23 protein-coding genes are annotated in these 20,217 nt (G+C 72.7%); 12 read left to right on the top strand and 11 right to left on the bottom strand.

Annotation, left to right across the window (positions count from 1 at the left end):
* Positions 1-150 precede the first annotated feature (150 nt).
* Positions 151-615: a hypothetical protein gene (locus EAO71_RS05920; protein ID WP_147976808.1), complete on the bottom strand. Its 465-nt coding sequence runs from the start codon at positions 613-615 to the stop codon at positions 151-153.
* A 108-nt stretch (positions 616-723) separates the two neighbouring features.
* On the bottom strand, positions 724-1,662 hold the full coding sequence (gene miaA, locus EAO71_RS05915) for a tRNA (adenosine(37)-N6)-dimethylallyltransferase MiaA (RefSeq protein ID WP_147976718.1): 939 nt from the start codon (positions 1,660-1,662) through the stop codon (positions 724-726).
* A gap of 183 nt (positions 1,663-1,845) precedes the next feature.
* Here miaA and EAO71_RS05910 point away from each other — a divergent pair, with 183 nt between their 5' ends.
* Both EAO71_RS05910 and EAO71_RS05905 read left to right on the top strand, forming a co-directional pair.
* Positions 1,846-2,256 carry a hypothetical protein gene (locus EAO71_RS05910; protein ID WP_147976717.1) on the top strand — a complete coding sequence of 137 codons (411 nt, stop codon included), beginning with the start codon at positions 1,846-1,848 and terminating at the stop codon, positions 2,254-2,256.
* A 58-nt stretch (positions 2,257-2,314) separates the two neighbouring features.
* Positions 2,315-2,575: an antitoxin gene (locus tag EAO71_RS05905; RefSeq protein WP_147976716.1), complete on the top strand. Its 261-nt coding sequence runs from the start codon at positions 2,315-2,317 to the stop codon at positions 2,573-2,575.
* Between the two features lie 138 nt (positions 2,576-2,713).
* On the opposite strand, the gene EAO71_RS05900 is transcribed toward EAO71_RS05905, so the two are convergent.
* The 4 genes from EAO71_RS05900 to EAO71_RS05885 form a co-directional block, all read right to left on the bottom strand.
* A complete protein-coding gene (locus tag EAO71_RS05900; protein WP_147976715.1) occupies positions 2,714-3,421 on the bottom strand; it encodes a class III extradiol dioxygenase subunit B-like domain-containing protein in 708 nt (235 codons plus the stop codon).
* 119 nt (positions 3,422-3,540) lie between these two features.
* Positions 3,541-3,870 (bottom strand): hypothetical protein, encoded by a 330-nt coding sequence (locus EAO71_RS05895; RefSeq protein WP_147976714.1) that lies wholly within the window; start codon positions 3,868-3,870, stop codon positions 3,541-3,543.
* A 30-nt stretch (positions 3,871-3,900) separates the two neighbouring features.
* Positions 3,901-5,433: a tRNA (N6-isopentenyl adenosine(37)-C2)-methylthiotransferase MiaB gene (miaB, locus tag EAO71_RS05890; RefSeq protein WP_147976713.1), complete on the bottom strand. Its 1,533-nt coding sequence runs from the start codon at positions 5,431-5,433 to the stop codon at positions 3,901-3,903.
* 102 nt (positions 5,434-5,535) lie between these two features.
* On the bottom strand, positions 5,536-6,003 hold the full coding sequence (locus EAO71_RS05885) for a HisA/HisF-related TIM barrel protein (protein ID WP_147976712.1): 468 nt from the start codon (positions 6,001-6,003) through the stop codon (positions 5,536-5,538).
* Here EAO71_RS05885 and EAO71_RS37505 point away from each other — a divergent pair.
* Positions 5,990-6,145, top strand: coding sequence for a hypothetical protein (locus EAO71_RS37505; protein ID WP_187282574.1), 156 nt, complete (start codon positions 5,990-5,992; stop codon positions 6,143-6,145). The two genes, EAO71_RS05885 and EAO71_RS37505, sit on opposite strands and share 14 nt — an antisense overlap.
* 43 nt (positions 6,146-6,188) lie before the next feature.
* On the top strand, positions 6,189-6,527 hold the full coding sequence (locus EAO71_RS37500) for a hypothetical protein (protein ID WP_187282573.1): 339 nt from the start codon (positions 6,189-6,191) through the stop codon (positions 6,525-6,527).
* A 51-nt stretch (positions 6,528-6,578) separates the two neighbouring features.
* On the opposite strand, the gene pdxA is transcribed toward EAO71_RS37500, so the two are convergent.
* Positions 6,579-7,673: a 4-hydroxythreonine-4-phosphate dehydrogenase PdxA gene (pdxA, locus tag EAO71_RS05875; RefSeq protein WP_147976711.1), complete on the bottom strand. Its 1,095-nt coding sequence runs from the start codon at positions 7,671-7,673 to the stop codon at positions 6,579-6,581.
* Between the two features lie 3 nt (positions 7,674-7,676).
* A complete protein-coding gene (locus tag EAO71_RS05870) occupies positions 7,677-9,032 on the bottom strand; it encodes a four-carbon acid sugar kinase family protein (protein ID WP_147976710.1) in 1,356 nt (451 codons plus the stop codon).
* Between the two features lie 104 nt (positions 9,033-9,136).
* On the opposite strand from EAO71_RS05870, the gene EAO71_RS05865 reads away from it, so the two are divergent.
* Complete coding sequence (locus EAO71_RS05865; RefSeq protein WP_147976709.1) at positions 9,137-10,018, top strand: LysR substrate-binding domain-containing protein; 882 nt, start codon at positions 9,137-9,139, stop codon at positions 10,016-10,018.
* 148 nt (positions 10,019-10,166) lie between these two features.
* On the opposite strand, the gene EAO71_RS05860 is transcribed toward EAO71_RS05865, so the two are convergent.
* Entirely contained in the window at positions 10,167-10,697 is a 531-nt protein-coding gene (locus tag EAO71_RS05860; protein WP_147976708.1) for a GNAT family N-acetyltransferase, read from the bottom strand.
* 71 nt (positions 10,698-10,768) lie between these two features.
* Between EAO71_RS05860 and EAO71_RS05855 the strand changes: the two genes are divergently transcribed.
* A complete protein-coding gene (locus tag EAO71_RS05855; protein ID WP_147976707.1) occupies positions 10,769-11,362 on the top strand; it encodes a TetR family transcriptional regulator in 594 nt (197 codons plus the stop codon).
* A gap of 154 nt (positions 11,363-11,516) precedes the next feature.
* The gene (locus EAO71_RS05850) at positions 11,517-12,512 is read left to right on the top strand and encodes a TAXI family TRAP transporter solute-binding subunit (RefSeq protein ID WP_147976706.1); all 996 of its coding nucleotides are present in this window, start codon (positions 11,517-11,519) and stop codon (positions 12,510-12,512) included.
* A 57-nt stretch (positions 12,513-12,569) separates the two neighbouring features.
* On the opposite strand, the gene EAO71_RS05845 is transcribed toward EAO71_RS05850, so the two are convergent.
* Entirely contained in the window at positions 12,570-13,967 is a 1,398-nt protein-coding gene (locus tag EAO71_RS05845; protein ID WP_147976705.1) for a sensor histidine kinase, read from the bottom strand.
* Between the two features lie 18 nt (positions 13,968-13,985).
* The gene (locus tag EAO71_RS05840; protein ID WP_147976704.1) at positions 13,986-14,690 is read right to left on the bottom strand and encodes a response regulator transcription factor; all 705 of its coding nucleotides are present in this window, start codon (positions 14,688-14,690) and stop codon (positions 13,986-13,988) included.
* Between the two features lie 274 nt (positions 14,691-14,964).
* On the opposite strand from EAO71_RS05840, the gene EAO71_RS05835 reads away from it, so the two are divergent.
* The 5 genes from EAO71_RS05835 to EAO71_RS05815 form a co-directional block, all read left to right on the top strand.
* Entirely contained in the window at positions 14,965-15,750 is a 786-nt protein-coding gene (locus EAO71_RS05835) for an amino acid ABC transporter ATP-binding protein (RefSeq protein ID WP_147976703.1), read from the top strand.
* Positions 15,751-15,812: 62 nt separating this feature from the next.
* The gene (locus tag EAO71_RS05830; RefSeq protein WP_147976702.1) at positions 15,813-16,730 is read left to right on the top strand and encodes a glutamate ABC transporter substrate-binding protein; all 918 of its coding nucleotides are present in this window, start codon (positions 15,813-15,815) and stop codon (positions 16,728-16,730) included.
* A 123-nt stretch (positions 16,731-16,853) separates the two neighbouring features.
* Positions 16,854-17,501 (top strand): amino acid ABC transporter permease, encoded by a 648-nt coding sequence (locus tag EAO71_RS05825; RefSeq protein ID WP_147976701.1) that lies wholly within the window; start codon positions 16,854-16,856, stop codon positions 17,499-17,501.
* Positions 17,498-18,418: an amino acid ABC transporter permease gene (locus tag EAO71_RS05820; RefSeq protein ID WP_147976700.1), complete on the top strand. Its 921-nt coding sequence runs from the start codon at positions 17,498-17,500 to the stop codon at positions 18,416-18,418. The genes EAO71_RS05825 and EAO71_RS05820 overlap by 4 nt, the downstream gene beginning before the upstream one ends.
* Positions 18,419-18,579: 161 nt before the next feature.
* Positions 18,580-20,217: FAD-dependent monooxygenase (locus tag EAO71_RS05815; protein WP_147976807.1), on the top strand; the 1,638-nt coding region annotated here is incomplete at its 3' end.

Raw genomic sequence — 20,217 nt, 5'->3', positions numbered from 1 at the left:
GCCGGGCGGGTCAGGGGCGTGGACTGGACCCGTGAGGAGGGCGTGGGCCCTAGGGGGCGTCTTGCCGATCTTGCCGGGCTCCCGGGGGCCTGGAGTGGGCGCCGGCCAAGGCATACCGGAGCCGCCCGGGGCGGGTGCCGGCCGGACGGCTCAGCGCAGGCGCGCCACGCGCCAGACCGCGAGGGCGACCAGGAGCGCGCTGAGGCAGACGTAGAGGGTGAAGACCCGCCAGTTCGGGCGGTCGCCCGAGCCCCGGGCCGGGAGGCCCGGCCAGGTGTAGCCGACCTTGCGGGCGGCCATCATGCCCCAGCCCGCCGCGCAGCAGCTGATCAGCAGGCCGAGCATGGCGACGACGGCGCCGCCGTCGCCCGAGCCGAAGGCGAGCGGGAAGGCGAACATCAGGGAGCCGACGGCGGCGAGGCCCACGATGGGGGCGAGCTGCCAGATCCTCAGCCGACGCTGGGGCCGCAGTTCCACCTCGACCTCGCCGGGGTCGACCTCGACGGCCGAGCCCTGGGCGTCGTCGGGACCGTCCGGGGTCAAACCGGGCGCGTCACCCGGGGCTTCGCCCCGGATGGCGTCGTGCTGCTCTGTGTCGCGAGGGCCGGCCTCCATCGCCACGCGCCCTCCCCACTCGGACTCCACTTGGTCGATCGATGCTCGATGATGGCACGCTCCCACCCCCCGAAATGACGGGCAGTGCGTCCCGATGCCATCACGTGATCAGGCTGTAACCGCTCGTTCGACCAACGCCAGCGCCTCCCCGGGGAGTTCCCCGCGGTGATCGGCCGCCCCGCTGAGCCAGTGGACCCGCGGGTCGCGGCGGAACCAGGAGTCCTGACGGCGCGCGAAGCGCTTGGTGGCGCGCACGGTCTCCGTGCGCGCCTCCTCCTCGGTGCACTCCCCCGCGAGCGCCGCGAGCACCTGCTGATAGCCGAGCGCGCGGGCGGCCGTGCGCCCCTCGCGCAGCCCCTGCGCCTCCAGCGTGCGCACCTCGTCGACGAGCCCGGCCTCCCACATCCGGTCCACGCGGGTGGTGATGCGCTCGTCGAGCTCGGGGCGCGCCACGTCCACGCCGATCTGCACCGTGTCGTAGACCGAGTCGGGGCCGGGCAGGTTGGCGGTGAAGGGCTTCCCGGTGATCTCGATGACCTCCAGGGCCCGGACGATGCGGCGTCCGTTGCTGGGCAGGATCGCGCGGCCCGCCTCGGGGTCCGCGGCGGCGAGCCGGGCGTGCAGGACGCCGGAGCCGCGCTCCTCCAGCTCGGCCTCCAGGCGGGCCCGGACGGCCGGGTCGGTGCCGGGGAACTCGAGCGCGTCGATGGCGCCCCGCACGTAGAGACCGGAGCCGCCGACCAGCACGGGGGTGCGGCCGGCTGCGAGCAGCCGGTCGATCTCGGCCCGGGCGAGCCGCTGGTACTCGGCGACGCTGGCGGCCTCCGTCACGTCCCAGATGTCCAGGAGGTGGTGCGGGATGCCACCGCGCTCCTCCATCGTCAGCTTCGCGGTACCGATGTCCATCCCCCGGTAGAGCTGCATGGAGTCGGCGTTGACGACCTCGCCGCCGAGTTGCCGGGCGAGGAAAACGCCCAGATCGGACTTTCCGGCCGCTGTGGGACCGACGACGGCGATGACCCGCGGGGCGGGAGCTGCACTTCTCACCGCCCCAGTCTCGCAAACGTCCGGGCGGGTCCCCGAACGAGCGACGTGACGAGCCGCATCCGGGTTCGTTGCCTGTTGCGAGGTTCCGCCCGCCGGTTTCGCGTACCGGCTGCACCGGGTGGCGCAGTGGAGCGCCCCGGTTGCCGCGGCGCTTCTCCCGTACGAGTACGCTATGGAGTGGAAATGGGCGTTTTCGCATTGTTTCGCCGTAAGAGCAAGGAAGCTGCCGAGGCGTCAACGGACGAGGACCGGACCGTCGCTCCGACGGCGGACGAGGAGACGGCGGAGGGGATGACCGGGGCGGAGAACGTCACCTCGCGGCCTTCCGGCGCCGCTTCCGAGACCTTCGAGGACGCCGGGACGGACACGTTCGGGACGTCGGACGAGGACACGGCGGTGGAGCCCGCGGAGCCGTCCGGGGGTGCGGACACCGCCGGGACCGACGAGGCGGCCGGGGCCGACGACCGGCTGGAGAACGGCGGCACCGCCGAGGCCGCCGAGGCCCCGGAGGCGGTCGAGGTCGTGGAGATCCCGAAGCAGCAGTCGGCCGAGGAGGCCGCGGACAACGAGGCAGGCGAAAGCGCCCGCAAGTAGCGACACGGCTCCGCTCGCCTCGACCCGGCGGACGGACTCACCGGAGGGAAGGTGGCCCATGGGTCTCCTGGATTCACTGAAGGCCAAGCTCGCCCCTGCCAAGGACAAGGTCTCCGACCTCGCGCAGCAGCACGGGGACAAGATCGACCATGGCCTGGACAAGGCCGCGAGGCTGGTCGACGAGAAGACCAAGGGCAAGTACCACAACAAGATCGAGTCGGGTACCGACAAGGCCAAGCACGCCCTGGACCGGATCTCCCACAAGGACGACGGCGCCCAGGGCGGGGGACCGAGCCCGACGCCGCCGCCGACCGCCTGAGGCCCGGCGCACCACCTGACCGTCCGTCCGCACGGCGGACGACCGCACAGCCCGGCGCTGTGCGGTCGTCCGCCGTTCGCCTTGCGTCTCCCGGGCTCGCCGAAGACCAATGAGCCGAGGGATCTCCGGACGTTCCGGTCAGGACCAGGCGGCGACGAAGTAGCCGACGCCGTAGGGGGCGTCCTCGTACAGGAGGCGGCCGTCGAGACCGGTGCCGTCGGCGGCGCCCGCCAGGACCTGCCAGGGGGCACGACCGGCGGCCTTCAGCGTGTACGCGAGGTCCTCGTCGAGCGCGAGCAGGGCGGCCGTGTCGGCCGTGCCCAGCGCCCGGGCGGCCTCGGCGTCGAACCCCGCGGCGCGGTCGTCCAGGTAGCCGGGGGCCTTGAGCGTGCGGCAGGCGCTGCCGTCACCCATCACGAGCAGGGCGACCCGCTCGGCGGAGGCGGCGAGCTCGCGGCCGGTCGCGGCACAGCGCGCCGCCTCCAGCGGTTCGCCGACTCCGAGGCCCTCGACCGGGGCGCCGGTCCAGTCGGCGCGTTCCAGGAGCCAGGCGGCGACGGCGAGGGAGGCGGGCAGCGGTCGCTCGCCGGCGGGGCCGCCGCCGAGGCGGACGGAGAGGTCGACGCCGAAGCCCGCGAAGGACCCCGTGGAACCGGCCGGGTAGACGCCGCGAGCGCCCTCGTCGGCCGGGCCGACGACGTAGAGGCGATCGGGCCGGGACGCGGCGAGCAGGCCCACGGCATCGGCACAGGCGGTGCGCGCGGCGTCGAGTTCGGGGGCGGCCCCCGTCGCCYCGTCCGGCACGAGCAGCGGGGGGCAGGGGCATACGGCGGCGGCGACAAGCATGATCCGCAGCCTACTGCGACGGCCGGCGCCCGGGCGGGGCCGCCGCCGGGGATACGGGTGGGGCCCCGAACCCGTCGTTCCGGGCCCGCGTGCCGCTCCCGCCGCCGGGCGGTGGAGGGTCAGCCCGCCGGCGGCGTGTCCTGGTACGTCCCCTCGGAGGCGTCGACCGCCTTCGCGACCGCGGGGTCGTTCGAGTCCCAGACCTTCTCGGCGATGCCGATCCTGTACTCCGTCAGGGACACGGCGCCCTTGACGATCACCAGGTAGCTGTCGCCGCCGGGAAAGCGGTACACCTCGCGCCACTTCTCACGCATCGGTGCCCCGTAGGTGAGGGTGGCGGCGCGCAGTGCCTCAAGGGCTTCGTCGCGCGTACCGGTGAGCCGGCGCAGCACCTCGGTGAAGTAGGTCTCTCCCTTGCCGTACTGCGCGACGACGATCCACTTCCCCATCCTGGCCCCCCGTGTGCGGTGTTTCCGCGGTCAGTGGCTGCCGCAGGCAGGCGCGGCGGCCTCCGGCAGCGGCTCCGGCACGCCGATCTTAGGCAGGCCGAGGAGGACACCGGCCGGCTTCGCGGCGGATTCCTGCGTGCGCTTCTCCCAGGCGTCGCCGGCGCGCGTGCGGCGCACGGACGTCGTCGGGCCCTCGGCGAGCAGGTGGTGCGGGGCGGCGTAGGTGATCTCCACGGTCACCACGTCGCCGGGGCGGACCTCGGAATCCGGCTTGGTGAAGTGCACGAGGCGGTTGTCGGGGGCGCGGCCGGACAGGCGGTGCGTGGTGCCGTCCTTGCGGCCCTCGCCCTCCGCGACCATGACCTCCAGCGTGCGGCCGACCTGCTTCTTGTTCTCCTCCCAGGAGATCTCCTCCTGGAGGGCGACGAGGCGCATGTAGCGCTCCTGCACGACCTCCTTGGGGATCTGCCCCTCCATCTCCGCCGCGGGGGTCCCGGGACGCTTGGAGTACTGGAAGGTGAAGGCGTTGGCGAACCGTGCCTCGCGGACCGTGTGCATCGTCTGCTCGAAGTCCTCCTCGGTCTCGCCGGGGAAGCCCACGATGATGTCGGTCGAGATGGCGGCGTGCGGGATGGCCGCCCGCACCTTCTCGATGATGCCGAGGAAGCGTTCCTGTCGGTACGAGCGGCGCATCGCCCGCAGGACGGTGTCCGAACCGGACTGGAGCGGCATGTGCAGCTGCGGCATCACGTTCGGGGTCTCGGCCATGGCCGCGATCACGTCGTCCGTGAAGTCGCGCGGGTGCGGGGAGGTGAAGCGGACCCGCTCCAGGCCCTCGATCTGCCCGCAGGCCCGCAGCAGCTTGGAGAACGCCTCGCGGTCCCCGAGGTCGGAGCCGTACGCGTTGACGTTCTGGCCGAGCAGGGTGATCTCGGAGACGCCCTCGGCGACCAGGGCCTCGATCTCGGCGAGGATGTCGCCGGGGCGGCGGTCCTCCTCCTTGCCGCGCAGCGCCGGGACGATGCAGAAGGTGCAGGTGTTGTTGCAGCCGACGGAGATGGAGACCCAGGCGGCGTAGGCGGACTCGCGCCGGGTGGGCAGCGTGGAGGGGAAGGCCTCGAGCGACTCGGCGATCTCGATCTGCGCCTCTTCCTGGATGCGGGCGCGCTCCAGGAGGACCGGCAGCTTGCCGATGTTGTGCGTGCCGAAGACGACGTCGACCCAGGGGGCCTTCTTGACGATGGTCTCGCGGTCCTTCTGGGCGAGGCAGCCGCCGACGGCGATCTGCATGCCCGGGCGCGTGGTCTTCATCGGCGCGAGCCGGCCGAGGTTGCCGTAGAGCTTGTTGTCGGCGTTCTCCCGCACCGCGCAGGTGTTGAAGACGACGACGTCGGCGTCTCCGTCGGAGCCCTCGGGGGCTCGGACGTAGCCGGCGTTCTCCAGCAGTCCGGAGAGCCGCTCGGAGTCGTGGACGTTCATCTGACACCCGTAGGTGCGCACTTCGTAGGTTCGAGAAACGCCCACTTCGTCCACTGCTCCGGTCCGGTCGCTGCTGCTGGTCATCCCTCAAGGGTAAGGGGGCCGCCGGGAGCTCCCGGACGACGACGGCCCGCCGCCGTGGTTCCGGGGCGGGGACGCCTCGGCGAGCGCCCCGGCGGCCCGTCGTCAGCACCAGGCGCCGACCTCGGCGAGCTGGGCCCGGAGGGTGCCCGCGTCCGGTCTCAGGGAGCCGGCGAAAGCGGCCGAGCCGATCGTGAAGGCGTCGACTCCGGCCTCGGCGAGGTCCCGGACCTGGGTGCGGGTGGCGATGCCGCCGGCCACGACGAGCCGGCCGGTGGTCGCGGCGCGGGCGGCCCGGACGAGGTCGAGCGGGTCGGCGTCGGTCGCGCGATGGGCGAGGAGGTCCACGCCGGCGCAGCCGGCCGCCTCCGCCCGGCGGCAGTCCTCGGCGGTTCGCTCCGGGGTGCCGGCGCCGCCGGGCGGAGGCGGCCGGCTGCGCCGGCGTGGACCTCCTCGCCCATCGCGCGACCGACGCCGACCCGCTCGACCTCGTCCGGGCCGCCCGCGCCCGCTCGACCTCGTCCGGGCCGCCCGCGCCGCGACCACCGGCCGGCTCGTCGTGGCCGGCGGCATCGCCACCCGCACCCAGGTCCGGGACCTCGCCGAGGCCGGAGTCGACGCCTTCACGATCGGCTCGGCCGCTTTCGCCGGCTCCCTGAGACCGGACGCGGGCACCCTCCGGGCCCAGCTCGCCGAGGTCGGCGCCTGGTGCTGACGACCTCGAGGTAGCTGGTGGCTCCTCTCTCCCTGATGCTCCGGTGGAGCAGGGCGAGGGTGGCGGCGTCGACGCCGACGTCCTTGAAGCCGATGTGGCCGATGCCGAGGTCGCCGACGCCTTCGAGGACGTCGAGGCAGTCCGGGACGGTCCGGTCGGCGCGGGTGAGCATGAAGATGAAATCCACGGGGCGGCTCCGGGTCCTTCGTGGGTCGCCGCGGGTGGTGCGGCGGACGGGCGGGTGGAGGTGGCTGGACGGTTGCTTCCGACACCTGCGTTGCCGTCCGACACGGTCGGGGTGCGACTGCGGGTGCGGGTGCGGGAGGGCGTAGGCAGCCGGGGGCGGCGGCCCGAGCACCTGGGCCGGTGCGGGCCCAGGTGACCGCAGGTGGGCGGATGCGGGCGCAGGTGGACGGGTGCGGCTGCCGGACGGTCAGCGGCCGGGTATGGGGCCGGACGGGGCGCTCGGGTCGGCGGGCGGGGCGTCGTCGGTGCGGCTTCGGGCGTCGGACCGGTCCTCGGGCGGATCGACGGGCWCGGGCACGGTGGCGCCCGCCGCGAGGTCGTCGGCCTGGTGGAGGGCGGTGAGCAGGCTGGTGTGGTCGGCCGTGCCCGTGCCCGCGATGTCGAAGGCGGTGCCGTGGTCGACGCTGGTGCGTACGAACGGGAGGCCGATGGTGATGTTGACGCCGTGTTCCAGGCCCAGGTACTTCACAGGGATGAGGCCCTGGTCGTGGTACTGGGCGACGACGGCGTCGAACTCGCCGGCGCGGGCCCGCATGAAGACGGTGTCGGCCGGCCAGGGTCCGGAGGCGTCGATGCCCTCGCTCCGGGCGGCGCGGACCGCCGGGGCGATGATGTCGAGGTCCTCGCGGCCGAAGAGGCCGTTCTCCCCCGCGTGCGGGTTGAGTGCGGCGACGGCGATCCGGGGCCGGGCGATGCCGCCGCCTCGGAGGGTGCGGTGGGTGAGCCGCACGATGTCGAGTTCGCGGGCCGTGGTGAGCGCGTCGAGTGCGGTGCGCAGGGACTGGTGGACGGTGACGAGGACGACCCGCAGCTCGCCGTTGGCCATCATCATGGCGTAGTCGCCGGTACCCGACAGATCGGCCAGGATCTCGGTGTGCCCGGGGTAGGGCAGCCCGGCTCGTCTCAGTGCCTCCTTGTTGATCGGCGCCGTCGTGATGCCCCGGACCTCGCCAAGCAGGGCCAGCTCGATCCCGCGGCGTACGTAGTGGAAGGACGCGGCACCGGCCCGGGCGTCGACGGTGCCGGACCTCAGGTCCGCCGGCAGCGTGCCCTCGGCGAGGACGTCCAGGACGCCGGGGTGGTGGACGGCGGCGGCCACGGTGTCGACCGGTCGCACCTCGATCCGTACGCCCGTGGTGCGGGCGGCTCGTGCGAGGGCGTCCGGATCGCCGATGACGACGACGGGCGGTCGGCGCCTGGGATCGGCGCACGCCTTGACGGTGATCTCGGGTCCGATCCCGTTCGGGTCGCCCATGGTGACGGCCAGGGGTGTGGTCCGCATGCGTCACCCCCTCGCCGTGCCGTCGCCGCCGGCGATCAGCAGTCGGGTGAGCCGTTCGAGCGTGGTGTCGTCGCCGAAGCCCCCTGCCTTGATCAGGACCGGAATCCGCAGCGGGCCGAGCAGCGCGCCGCGGGCGATCCCTGGCTCGGGTTCGTCGAACAACTCGATGCCCGCGGCCCCGAGCGCTTCGAGCACCGCGGCGGCGGTCTCGCCTCCGGTCACGAGCAGTCCGTCGGCGAGTCCCTCGACTGCCGACCGCGCTGCCGCGACGGCCAGTCGGCCGGTGAGCGAATCGGCTTCCGCCGGGTCGCACCGCCCGTCCGGGGTGTGCACGACCAGGACCGGGGCGGCAGCACCGCGCAGGGACCCGACGGCGGCGGCCGGACCTCCGGCATCGCGCATGGCCTCCGAGCCGGGCTCAGAACCGGTGCCGCCCGATCTCGGGTCCGCAACCGTGCCGACGCCCGGGTCCGCGTCACCGCCCGTGCCGACGCCCGGGGCCGCGTCACCGCCCGCGCCGGAGCCGGTCTCGACGGCCGTCACGTCCGAGCGCGTACGGAGGCGCTCCAGCTGACGCCGCGTCGCGGGATGCGCGCTCCCTACGACCACCAACGGCCTTTGCGCGGCGGGAAGTCGGGGAAGCGCGGCCGCTCCGGGGATCCGCGGGTGATGCCGGGCCAGCGCGGCGGCGAGGCCGGGAGAACCGACCCAGAGCACGTCACCCGGGCGGGGCACCGCGGCCACCAGCCGGTCCAGATCGGCGTCCGTGACGGCGGAGCACACGAAGACCCCGCCCCCGGCGAGCAGTTCGGGAAGGAGGTCCAACGCCTTCCCGTCCCCCGCGTCCACGGCCTCGGCCTCGGGAAGCAGGCGGGTCAGGTCCGACGTGACGACCGGGTGGACCGGGTCCCGGGCGAACTCGCTCTCGTGCACCGGAACGCCCCGCACGTGCTGGACGCCGGCGACCGTGGTCCGGCCCTCGGCCGGAAAGGCCGGCGCGATCACGACGGCACGTCGCCCCGAGCCCTCGCGGGCCGCACGGATCTCCGCCGCGATGTGCCCCCGGAGCGTGGAGTCGACCGTCTTGATCAGGAGATCGGCCCCCGCGTGGGCGGACGCCGCCCGCTCGGTCAGCGTCTCGGCCACCGCCGGAGCCAGCAGCCGACTGCCGAGATCGACGGCGACCACGCCCTCGCCGTCGTGAGGTGGGATCACATCATCGTCGACCTGTCCGGGCAGCAGGACCCGCGCCCGGTGCCCGGCCCTGCGGAACGGCGCGGCGCCGTCCCCCGCGCTCGTGAGGTCGTCCGCGAGCACGACGATGCTGTTCATGCGGGTGTTCGGTACGTCCCTCTTCATGTGGCCTCCTCGGTCCGCCGGTCGGTGACGCTTCCACACTGACGCCCCGCCGAGCCCCCCGACAAGCGATTCCTTCTCACCCCACCTGTGAGTAGATTTCACACATGCGCTGGCCCGACCTCCCCCCGCTGAACACCCTGCTCCCCTTCGAGGCGACCGTGCGGCACGCGAGCATGACCCGTGCCGCCCAGGAGCTCCACGTCACCCACGGCGCGGTCAGCCGGCAGATCCAGAACCTGGAGAAGGCCCTGGGCACCCCGCTCTTCGAGCGCGGGACCCGGGTGCTCCACCCCACTCCGCAGGCGCGCCGGCTGGCCGCCGCCGTCCGGGACGCGCTCGACCGGCTCGACACGGCGGCCCGCCAGGTCTCGCAGCGGGAGCGTGGCGGCCCGCTGGCGCTGTCCTGCGAGCCCACGCTGCTGATGCGCTGGCTGATCCCGCGGCTCCCCGACCTGGCGGAGCGGGTGCCGGGACTCACCGTGCACCTGTCCGCGGGCGGCGGGCCGGTCTCGTTCGAGGGGGACACCATCGACGTGGCCCTGCGCCGGGACGACTTCCCGGTGCCCGGCCGGGTGAGCCGGACACCGCTCTTCCTGGAGCGGATCGGCCCCGTGTGCAGCCCGGATCTGGCCGAACGGATCACCGGGGCCCAGGGCTTCGCCGGCGTGACGATCCTGCACGCGGCCACGCGTCCGGGCGCGTGGGACGACTGGCAGCGACTCACCCGCCGGCGGGTCGAGGGCGCCGCGCAGCAGACCTTCGAGCACTTCTACCTGGCGCTCCAGGCCGCGGTGGCGGGCGTCGGCGTCGCGATCGGCCCTTACGCGCTGGTCCACGACGATCTCGTCAGCGGCCGGCTGGTGGCGCCGTTCGGTCTCATGGCCGACGGCACCGGGTACCACCTGCTGAGCCCGAGGCCCCCTGAGCAGGACGACCGGGTCGCGCTCCTCCTCCGCTGGCTGCGTGACCAGGCGGGTGAGCTCTGACGCCGCCCCCGGCGGAGTCGTGCCCCGCGTGTCGGGCCCGCGGCACGCCCCGGCGACCCGACGGGTCCGCCGCTCACCATCCACCCGGTGATCGCCCACCTGGGTGGCACCGGCGCAGGCGGCGCCCGGCCCGGCTTCGCCGCGTCGGTCAGCCGTCGCCGCCCTTCGCGCCGGCGCGCAGGTCGAGGGTCCAGTTCTGGCCGACGAGATCGTGGCCGAAGCTGTGGTGGCGCTCCTCGTCGGCGAGGGTGAAGCCGAAGCTCTGGTAGATCTTGCGCGCCGCCGCGAGCGCATCGTTGGTCCACAGCGTCACCCGCTCATAGCCCGCCCCGCGGGCGAAGGCGAGGCACTCCTCGACCAGACGCGTCCCGAGGCGAAGACCCCTGCCCTCCGGGGTGACGAGCAGAATCCGCAGCCTGGCCACCTCGGGCCGGTCGCCCGCGACGAGGAAGACGCAGCCCACGCGCCGGCCGTCGACCTCGGCGATCCAGCCTGCTTCGCGGGCCGGATCGTGCGTGGCGCCGTAGTCGGCGACGATCCGGGCGACCAGGACCTCGAAGTCGGTGTTCCAGCCGAACTGCTGGTCGTACGCCTCGCCGTGGGCCATCACCACCCATCCCAGGTCGCCGGGACGGTCGGCACGACGTACGACGACCTGCTTCTGATCCTGCTGAGACATGCGCTGCTCTCCCGGCCCTCGTGGGGGTTCCGTCCCGTCACTGAAACAGTTGTTTCAGTTAGGCTATCCGCATGCCCCAGGAAGCGCCAACCCCCTCCGCCCGGCAGACCGAGCTGCTGGAAGCGGCCTATCGGTACGCCCTCACCCATGGCCTGGCCGACCTGTCACTGCGCCCGCTGGCCGAGGCCATCGGCTCCAGCCCACGGGTCCTGCTCTTCCTCTTCGAAAGCAAGGACGGCCTGCTGCGGGCGCTGCTGGCACGCGCCCGCGCAGACGAGCTGGCTCTCCTGGAGCGGGCCCGGCAGCCCGAGCGCCCCGCCGGACTCGCGCCCGCCGTCGAACGGATCTGGACGTGGCTCGCCGCGAAGGAGCACCGGCCGCTGCTGCGGCTGTGGGCCGAGGCGTACACCCGCTCCCTCGTCCAGCCCGACGGGGCCTGGGCCGGGTTCGCCCGGGCGACGGTGGAGGACTGGCTCGGCGTCCTGGCCGGCTTCCAGCCGCCGTCCGAGCGCGACAGCGAGGACGGCGCCATCCGCCGCACCCTGGCCCTGGCCGTCCTGCGGGGCGCCCTCCTCGACCTCCTCGCCACCGACGACGAGAAGCGGCTCACCGAGGCCGTCGAGCACCAGCTCGCCCTGCTGCACGCCGGCAGCACGGGCGGATGACGGCCTGGCCCGCTCGACGCCGGTCTCGCCCTCGCCCGGCCCCGGTGCACGCTCCGCCGCGGCCCCCCGATCCGGCCGCCGGTCCGGCCCCGGAGCCCCCGGCCGGAGCGGAGGGGCCTGGCCATCAGGGGCGGTGAGCTGGCAGGATCGCGCCATGCTCGCCTCCCTCTCCCGTGCCGCCCGCCGCCGTGCCCTCCAGGTCTCGGCAGCGGTTCTGGCGGTCTGCGGGCTGCTGGTGTGGTGGCTGGTTCCTTCCGGTACCCCGGCGCCGAGCGGCAGCGTCACGTTCAGTACGGGCGTGCACACCGGGGTCTACCAGCAGTACGGGGAGCTGCTGCGGCAGGCTCTCGCCCGTGATCTTCCGGACGTCTCGATAGCCCTGAAGGACAGCGAGGGCTCGCAGCAGAACCTCGCGCGCGTGGCCACCGGCGAAGCCGACTTCACGATCGCCACGGCCGACGCGGTGGCGCACTACCAGCGGGACCGGAAGCCCGGCTTCGACCGGCTGCGCGGCTGTGCCCGGCTCTACGACGACTACGTCCAGCTCGTCGTCCCCAAGGGGTCCCCCGTGCAGTCCGTGGCCGATCTGCGCGGGCTGCGGGTCGGTGTAGGGCAGCAGGGGTCGGGCGTCCGGCTGATCGCCGAGCGGGTGCTCGCGGCGGGCGGGCTGCTCGACCGCGACATCAAGCCCGTCTCGGCGGGCATCAACACGATGCCGGGGCTGCTGGAGCGCAAGCGGCTGGACGCCTTCTTCTGGTCGGGCGGTCTGCCCACGGAGGCGGTGAAGACGCTGTCGGAGCGTCTCCCGGTCCGGCTGGTCTCGCTGGACGCGGCCCTGATGGCCAATCTCCACGACGTCGGCGAGTCGAACCGCCACTACCGCTCCGCGGTGATCCCGGCGGACGCCTACAGCGAGGCACAGGACGGTCAGTCGGTGGAGACGCTGGCGGTGGCGAACCTCCTCGTGACCACGGGCGACGCCGACCCGGCCCTCGTCGAGGGCTTCACGCGTACGGTGATCGGCAGCCGTGACCGCATCGGCAGCCAGGTGCACCCGGCGCAGCTGGTGGACCTGCGCACGGCGATCTACACGGATCCGCTGACGCTCCACGAGGGCGCGCGCCGCTACTACCGGTCCGTGAAGCCGTAGCTCCGACGGGCGGCCCCGGCCCTGTCGAGCCGCCCGCCCGCCCGACCGGGGCGGCCCTCAGCCGCCCTGCGACGCCGTCCTCGGCACGGTGACCGTCACGCGCAGCCCGTGCGGCTCGTTCGGCGCGAAGCCGATGGAGCCGCCGCCCGCGGCCAGCAGCGTCCGGCAGATGGAGAGGCCCAGGCCGGACCCGTTGACGTTCTGGTGGCGTCCGCTGCGCCAGAAGCGGTCGCCGACCCGGTCGAGCTCCTCGCGGGTGAGGCCCGGGCCGCCGTCCGCGACCACGATCGCGCAGGTCTCGGCGTCGAGGGACACCGCCAGGGTGACCTCCTCGCCGGACGGGGTGAACTTCAGCGCGTTGTCGACCACCGCGTCGAGGACGCTGGAGAAGGCCACCGGGTCCACCCAGGCAGCCGCCGCACGGACCTCGCCGCTCAGCCGGACGCCCTTCTCGTCGGCGAGCGGACGCCAGGCGGCGATCCGCTCGGACGCCATGGCGCCGATGTCGGTGAGCCGCAGGTCGGCGGCGGCGTGCTCGGCGAGGGCCAGGTCCAGCAGGTCGTCGAGGACCTGCGCGAGCCGCTTGCCCTCGGTGCGCACGGAGGCGATCTCGTCGTTGCCCTCGGGAAGTTCGAGCGCGAGCAGCTCGATGCGCAGCAGCAGCGCCGACAGCGGGTTGCGCAACTGGTGGGACGCGTCCGCGACGAACGCCCGCTGCTGCTCCAGGACGTCCTCGACGTTGTCGGCCATCTCGTTGAACGAGTGCGCCAGGCGGCGCAGTTCGGGCGGACCGCCGGCCGCGGCGACGCGGGACTTCATGCGGCCGGTGGCGATGTCGTGGGTGACCGCGTCCAGTACGCGCACCGGGCGCAGCACCCAGCCGGTGAGCCGGAACGCGGCGCCGACGGCGAGCAGCATCGCGGCGAACTCGCCGACGCCGATGATCAGCCAGCCGCGCAGGATCTGCGAACGCAGCTGTCCGGTGGGCGAGTCGGTGACGACGACGGCGACGACGTCGCCGTCGCGCACCACCGGGGAGGCGATGGTGAGCCGGGCGTCGTCCTGCCAGGGCCAGACCTGCGGCGGGTCGTGGCTGCGGCGGCCGAGCAGTGCCTCCTGGAAGGCCCGGCGGCCCTCCCCTTCGTAGGGGACGACCCAGTCCTCGGGAGCGGCGGCCATGGACCGGTTGTTGCGGTAGAAGACGCCGGTACGGATGCCGTACACGTCGTGGTAGCTGGCCAGTTCACCGCCCAGGGTGGCCTGGCGCTCGTCGATCCCGGGGTCGGTCTCTCTGACGAACTGGGCCAGCGCGGCGAAGCGCGCCCCGTCGTCGAGCCGGTCGACGACCACCCGCTGCTGCTCGGAGGCGGCGAGGCTGGCGGCCAGCGGGAAGCCGAGGGCGAGCAGCACACCGGCCATGAGGACGATGAGCAGCGGAAGCAGGCGGGTGCGCACGAAGTGGTCCGGAGGGGGTCAGGCGGCCGGGGCGACCAGGCGGTAGCCGACGCCTCGTACGGTCTCGATCAGCGCGGGCATCCGCAGCTTGGAGCGCAGCGAGGCGACGTGCACCTCCAGGGTGCGGCCGGTCCCCTCCCAGCTGGTGCGCCAGACCTCGCTGATGATCTGCTCGCGGCGGAAGACGACACCGGGCCGCTGGGCGAGGAGCGCGAGCAGATCGAACTCCTTGCGCGTCAGCTGGACGGGGGCGCCCTCGACGCTGACGCGCCGGGTGGGCAGCTCGATGGTGACGGAGCCCAGCCGCAGGGCGGCCTCGTCGCCGGCGGAGCCTGCCTCGTCGCCGTTCGCGGTGCGCCGGCTGACGGCGTGGATCCGGGCCAGCAGCTCGCCGGTGTCGTAGGGCTTGACCACGTAGTCGTCGGCGCCGAGGTTGAGGCCGTGGATGCGCGAGCGGACGTCGGCACGCGCCGTCACCATGATCACCGGAGTGCTGGTGAGCTTCCGGATGCGGCCGCAGACCTGGTAGCCGTCCTGGTCGGGCAGACCGAGGTCGAGCAGGATCACCCCGTACGAGGGACGCTCGCCGTGCGCGGCGGGCAGGACCGCCTGGAGCGCCTCCTCGCCGTTGCGGGCGTGCGTGACGGTGAAGCCGTGCTTCGCGAGCACCGCGGACAGGGCCGCGGCGACGTGGTCGTCGTCCTCGACGAGCAGCAGTCTCATGACCCTCCTCCGTAACTCGGTGATCTCGTGGTGGATCCCTGTCTACCAGCAGGGCACCTTGGCATGAACGCCGATCAGCGGCATCTCAGTCAAGTGTCCCCCTGGCGCACCCGGGGTTCCGTTATGGAGCCGGTACGCCGTGCACCGTCCCCTTCACCCAGTGTGTCCGGTTGCGGCCGGATCGTTATCCTCAATTTCCGCTCAGATGTGATGACGCTCGTCGGGCCGCGTGCCTAGTGTCCTTGCCAACCGAGGAGGACGGAGCTAGAAGCCGATGAGCGGAGTGTCAGTGACCAAGGGCTCGGCAGACGCCGTACCGGCGACGGGCGACCTGGTCGTGCTGTCCGACGTGAACAAGCACTTCGGCGCGCTGCATGTGCTCCAGGACATCGACCTGACCATCGCCCGTGGCGAGGTCGTGGTCGTCATCGGGCCCTCCGGGTCCGGCAAGTCCACGTTGTGCCGCACCATCAACCGGCTGGAGACGATCGACTCCGGCACCATCACGATCGACGACCGGCCGCTGCCCCAGGAGGGCAGGGAGCTGGCGCGGCTGCGCGCCGACGTCGGCATGGTCTTCCAGTCCTTCAATCTCTTCGCGCACAAGACCGTGCTCGAGAACGTCATGCTGGGCCAGGTCAAGGTCCGCAAGACGGACAAGAAGGCGGCCGAGACCAAGGCCCGCGCACTGCTCGACCGGGTGGGTGTCGGCACCCAGGCGGACAAGTACCCCGCGCAGCTCTCCGGCGGACAGCAGCAACGTGTCGCCATCGCGAGGGCGTTGGCGATGGACCCGAAGGTCATGCTCTTCGACGAGCCGACCTCGGCACTGGACCCGGAGATGATCAACGAGGTCCTGGAGGTCATGCAGCAGCTGGCCCGCGACGGGATGACGATGGTCGTCGTCACCCACGAGATGGGCTTCGCCCGCTCCGCGGCCAACCGCGTGGTGTTCATGGCGGACGGGAAGATCGTCGAACAGGCCACGCCCGACGAGTTCTTCAACAACCCGCGCAGCGACCGTGCCAAGGACTTCCTGTCGAAAATCCTGCACCACTGACGGCGCGTTCCCGCATGCTTCACCCTGCAGATCAACGACCCACGACCCAAGGGATGTTCACCATGAAGCTCCGCAAGACCGCGGCCGTGGCCGTCGCCGTGCTCGCCCTGACCGCGACCGCGTGTGGTGGCAAGGAGGGCTCCGCCGGCGACAAGCCCGCCGTGAAGCCCGGCGACAAGACCGCGCCCCAGCTGCCCACGTACACCGTCGCCACCGACGTGAAGCTGGAGTCGCCGGTCTTCAAGGAGGCCCAGAAGCGCGGCAAGCTGATCCTCGGCTCCAAGGCCGACCAGCCCTACCTCGGCTTCGAGGACCAGGCCACCAAGGAGCGGTCCGGCTTCGACATCGAGATCGCCAAGATGATCGCGGCCGAGCTCGGTTTCAGCGCGGACAAGATCGAGTGGAAGACCGTCGACTCCAAGCTCCGTGAGACGGCGATCTCCACCGGCCAGGTCGACTACTACGTCGGTACCTACACGATCAACGACAAGCGCAAGGCGCTCGTCGGCTTCGCGGGCCCGTACTACAAGGCCGGCGCCGACCTCCTGGTCCGCAAGGACGAGACCGCGATCACCGGTCCGGACACCCTCAAGGGCAAGAAGGTCTGCTCGATCACGGGCTCCACCCCGCTTCAGGAGATCAAGAAGCCCGAGTACGGCGCCCAGACGGTCGAGCTCGGCAAGTACTCGGACTGCGTGCAGCAGCTCGTCACCAAGCAGGTCGACGCCGTCACCACGGACGACTCGATCCTCAAGGGCTACGCCGCCGCCAACGCCGGCAAGCTCAAGGTCGTCGGCAAGCCGTTCACCGAGGAGCCCTACGGCATCGGCATGAACAAGGACGACAAGGTCCTGCGCGACAAGATCAACGACATCCTGGACGCGCGCATCAAGGACGGCACGTACAAGAAGATCTACGAGGCCACCCTCGGCCTCTCCGGCTCCGCGTACACCGAGCCGCCGGCGATCAACCGCTACTGATCCCCAGGTGAGGCGAGCGCCCCGTACCGATGTGCGGGGCGCCGCTCCCCCTGCCCGCACGCCTTGCCCGTAAGCCTTGGCGCGCCTCGACCGTAGGACGCCGACCGCCGACGCGGAGACCTCATGAACGTACTGCTCGACCATTTCCCGGAGTTCCGCGACGGCTTCATCGGAACCGTGTCGATCACCGCCGTCAGCTCGGTCATCGCGCTGCTCCTCGGCGTCGTCGTCGCCGGCTTCCGGGTCTCGCCCGTACCGCCGCTGCGCTACTTCGGCACCCTCTGGGTCACCCTGCTGCGCAACACCCCCCTGACCCTGCTCTTCCTCATCTCGCTCTTCGTGGTCCCGGAGATCCTCTTCCCGGGGATGAGCCCCTTCGTGCTCGGCTCGCTCGCGCTGGGCTTCTACACCTCCGCGTTCGTCTGCGAGGCCGTCCGCTCCGGCATCAGCACGGTGCCGCTCGGCCAGGCCGAGGCCGCCCGTTCGCTCGGCATGACCTTCGCGCAGACGCTGCGGATGATCGTCCTGCCGCAGGCCACGCGGACCGTCCTGCCGCCGCTGAGCTCGATCTTCATCGCGCTCACCAAGAACTCGGCCATCGCCGGCGCCTTCAGCGTCACCGAACTCTTCGGCTGGCAGACGCTGATGAGCGAGCAGGGCTACGCCATCGCCCCGATCTTCGTCTGGGTGGCCGCCGCGTACCTGGTCATCACGTTCACCATCAGCGGGATCTTCCGTCTCCTGGAGCGCCGCATGGAGGTCGCCCGATGAGTGCCAGCGTTCTCTACGACACCCCCGGTCCCAAGGCGCGCGTCCGTAACCGGATCCTCGCCGTGCTGGGCACCGCCGCCATCGTCGCCCTGATCGCCGTCAGCGTCGTCCGGCTGAACGAGAAGGGGCACCTCGCCCCCGAGATGTGGGACATCTTCAACTACGCGGGCATCCGGCAGAACATCGCCGACGCCGTGCTCGCCACGCTGAAGGCCTTCGGTCTCGCCGCCGTCGGGTCCCTCGTCCTCGGCGTGCTGCTGGCCGTGGCCCGGCTCTCCGACCACGCGCCGATCCGCGTGGTGGCCACCGGCTTCATCGAGGTCTTCCGCTCGATCCCGCTGCTGATCACGATCTACGCCGTCTGGGTCGGCTTCCTCACCGACTACTCGATGTGGGCGCTGGCGCTGGGCCTGTCCATCTACAACGGCTGCGTCCAGGCCGAGGTGCTGCGTGCCGGCGTCAACGCGGTGCCCAAGGGCCAGCGGGAGGCCGCGTACGCCCTGGGCATGAGCAAGACCCAGGTGATGACGACCGTCCTGATGCCGCAGGCGGTCCGGGCGATGCTCCCCACGATCATCAGCCAGCTGGTGGTCACCCTGAAGGACACCTCGCTCGGCTTCGTGATCCTCTACCCGGAGCTGCTGCAGACGGCCCGGCTGATCGCGTCCAACACGCAGGTCAACGGCCAGTACCCGTACGTCTCCACGATCGTCGTCATCGGCACGATCTACATCGCGATGTGTCTCGCCCTCTCCGCCCTCGCCACCTGGATCGAGAAGCGGGGCCGCCGGGCCAAGACCGGGATCACCGTCTCCGAGGCCGGCGTCACGACGCTCGCGGGTGCCGGCGACACCGTGCAGATTCCCTCCCAGCCGGGCGAAGCCCCGGCCGACGAGCCTGGCATCACGAAGAACTGACAGTATGTGACATCATCCGGGGGCAGTGGCGGTCGCCGCTGCCCCCGTCACTTGACGCACGCACCCGCAGTGGGTTGCATACGTTCTGTGACCATGCACCGGGCTCGCGCCACACTTCGCTGTGCTTCCCGCATGACCGAACGGCCTTCAGGAGCCACGCCGTGGACCCGGTGATCATCGTCGGCGCGGGGCCCGTGGGCCTCGCGCTCTCCCTTGCCCTGGCAGCCCAGGGCGTTCCCAGCGTCGTACTGGACGAGGGCCCGGGCAAGGAGGAACCGCGTCCGGCCCGGTCCGTCGTGCTGCGCGAGGACACGGCGGCGATGGTGGAGCGGCTGGGCTGTGCCACGCTGCGTGACGAAGGGGTCCGCTGGGTCGGCTGGCGTTCCCTGCGACGCAGGCAACAGATGCGGCACATCGCACTGAACCTCGGGCTGCGCGGCGACGAGAGCCCGGTCGCGGGTCCGCCCGCTCCGCTGCACATCCCGCAACACGCCCTCGCGCGCGGACTGCGGGCCGCGATCGCCGGACAGGAACTCGTCCAGCTCGTCACCGAGGCGCGTCTCGACACGATCGAGCAGGACGCCGGAGGCATCACCGCGCACACCCGCGGCCCCGGCGCGACCTGGTGGCGCGGCAGCCACCTGGTGGGCTGCGACGGCGCCCGCTCCACCGTGCGCAAGCTGCTCGGCATCCGCTTCCCCGGGCGGACGGCGGTGGAACGCCACGCGGTGGCCGCGCTGCGCACCGAACTCCCGTGGCCCGGCGAGGCGCTGCTGCACCGTCAGCCGCCGTGGCGGGGCGGCGGTGACGAGATCGCGGCCCGACCGCTGCCCGACGGCATCTGGCGGATCGACTGGCTGCTTCCGCCGCGCGGCGACCTGGTCACCCCCGACGCCCTCGTCAGCCGGATCCGCGACACCCTCGCCGGCTGGTGCGACGGTGTGACGCCGCCGTACGAGCTGATCGACACCGGGGTCCACACCCTGCACCACCGGCTCGCCAAGCGCTGGCGGGTGGACCGGGTCTTCCTCGCGGGCGACGCCGCGCACCTGCTCGGCGCGGTCGGCACCCAGGGTCTCGACGAGGGCCTGCGGGACGCCGACAACCTCGCCTGGAAACTCGCCCACGCCTGGCACCACGGCGGCTCGGACACCCTGCTCGACAGCTACCAGAGCGAACGGCGCGCGGCCGTCGCCTCCCGGCTGCGGGCCGCCGACCAGTCGCTGCCCGTGCTGCGCGGCGGCGGGGGCCTGCGGACGTACATCCCGGGCGGCACCCGCGGCCACGACACCCTGCTGTCCGACGGCCACCTGGGGCGCGGCCCGCTGGGCGCGCCCCCCGCGTACCCGCACTCCCCCCTCGCGCCTCCGGACGCCGTCGCGCAGACGCCGGTGGCCACGGGCGCGGGCGCCCCGGTCGAGGACGTCCGGGTGACGGCTCCGGACGGCACGACGGTACGGCTCCGGGACCGGCTGGGGCAGGGACGGTTCCTGGTGGTGCTCGTCGCACCCGGCACCGGCGTGTGGGACCGGCGGCACTGGATGAGCGCGGGCGTGATGCCGCGGCTCGCGGAGGCCGTACGGGCGCTGCCGGCGCGGTCGGAACTGCTGGTGACCGAGGCCTATCCGGGGGCGGCGGCGCACGCCGTGCTCCTGGTGCGGCCGGACGGGCATCTGGTCGCGGCACCCGGACGTCCTCGACCGGGGCGCCCGCGCCCGTGCGTCCTCGACCGGGGCGCCCGCGCCCGTGGCCACCGGCGTCTGCGCGACGGCGTCCGGAGGCGCGAGGGGGGAGTGCGG

This window comes from Streptomyces sp. MS191 (genome assembly GCF_008042125.1).
GTDB lineage: Bacteria > Actinomycetota > Actinomycetes > Streptomycetales > Streptomycetaceae > Streptomyces.
This window is presented reverse-complemented; position numbering and strand designations above follow the sequence as displayed.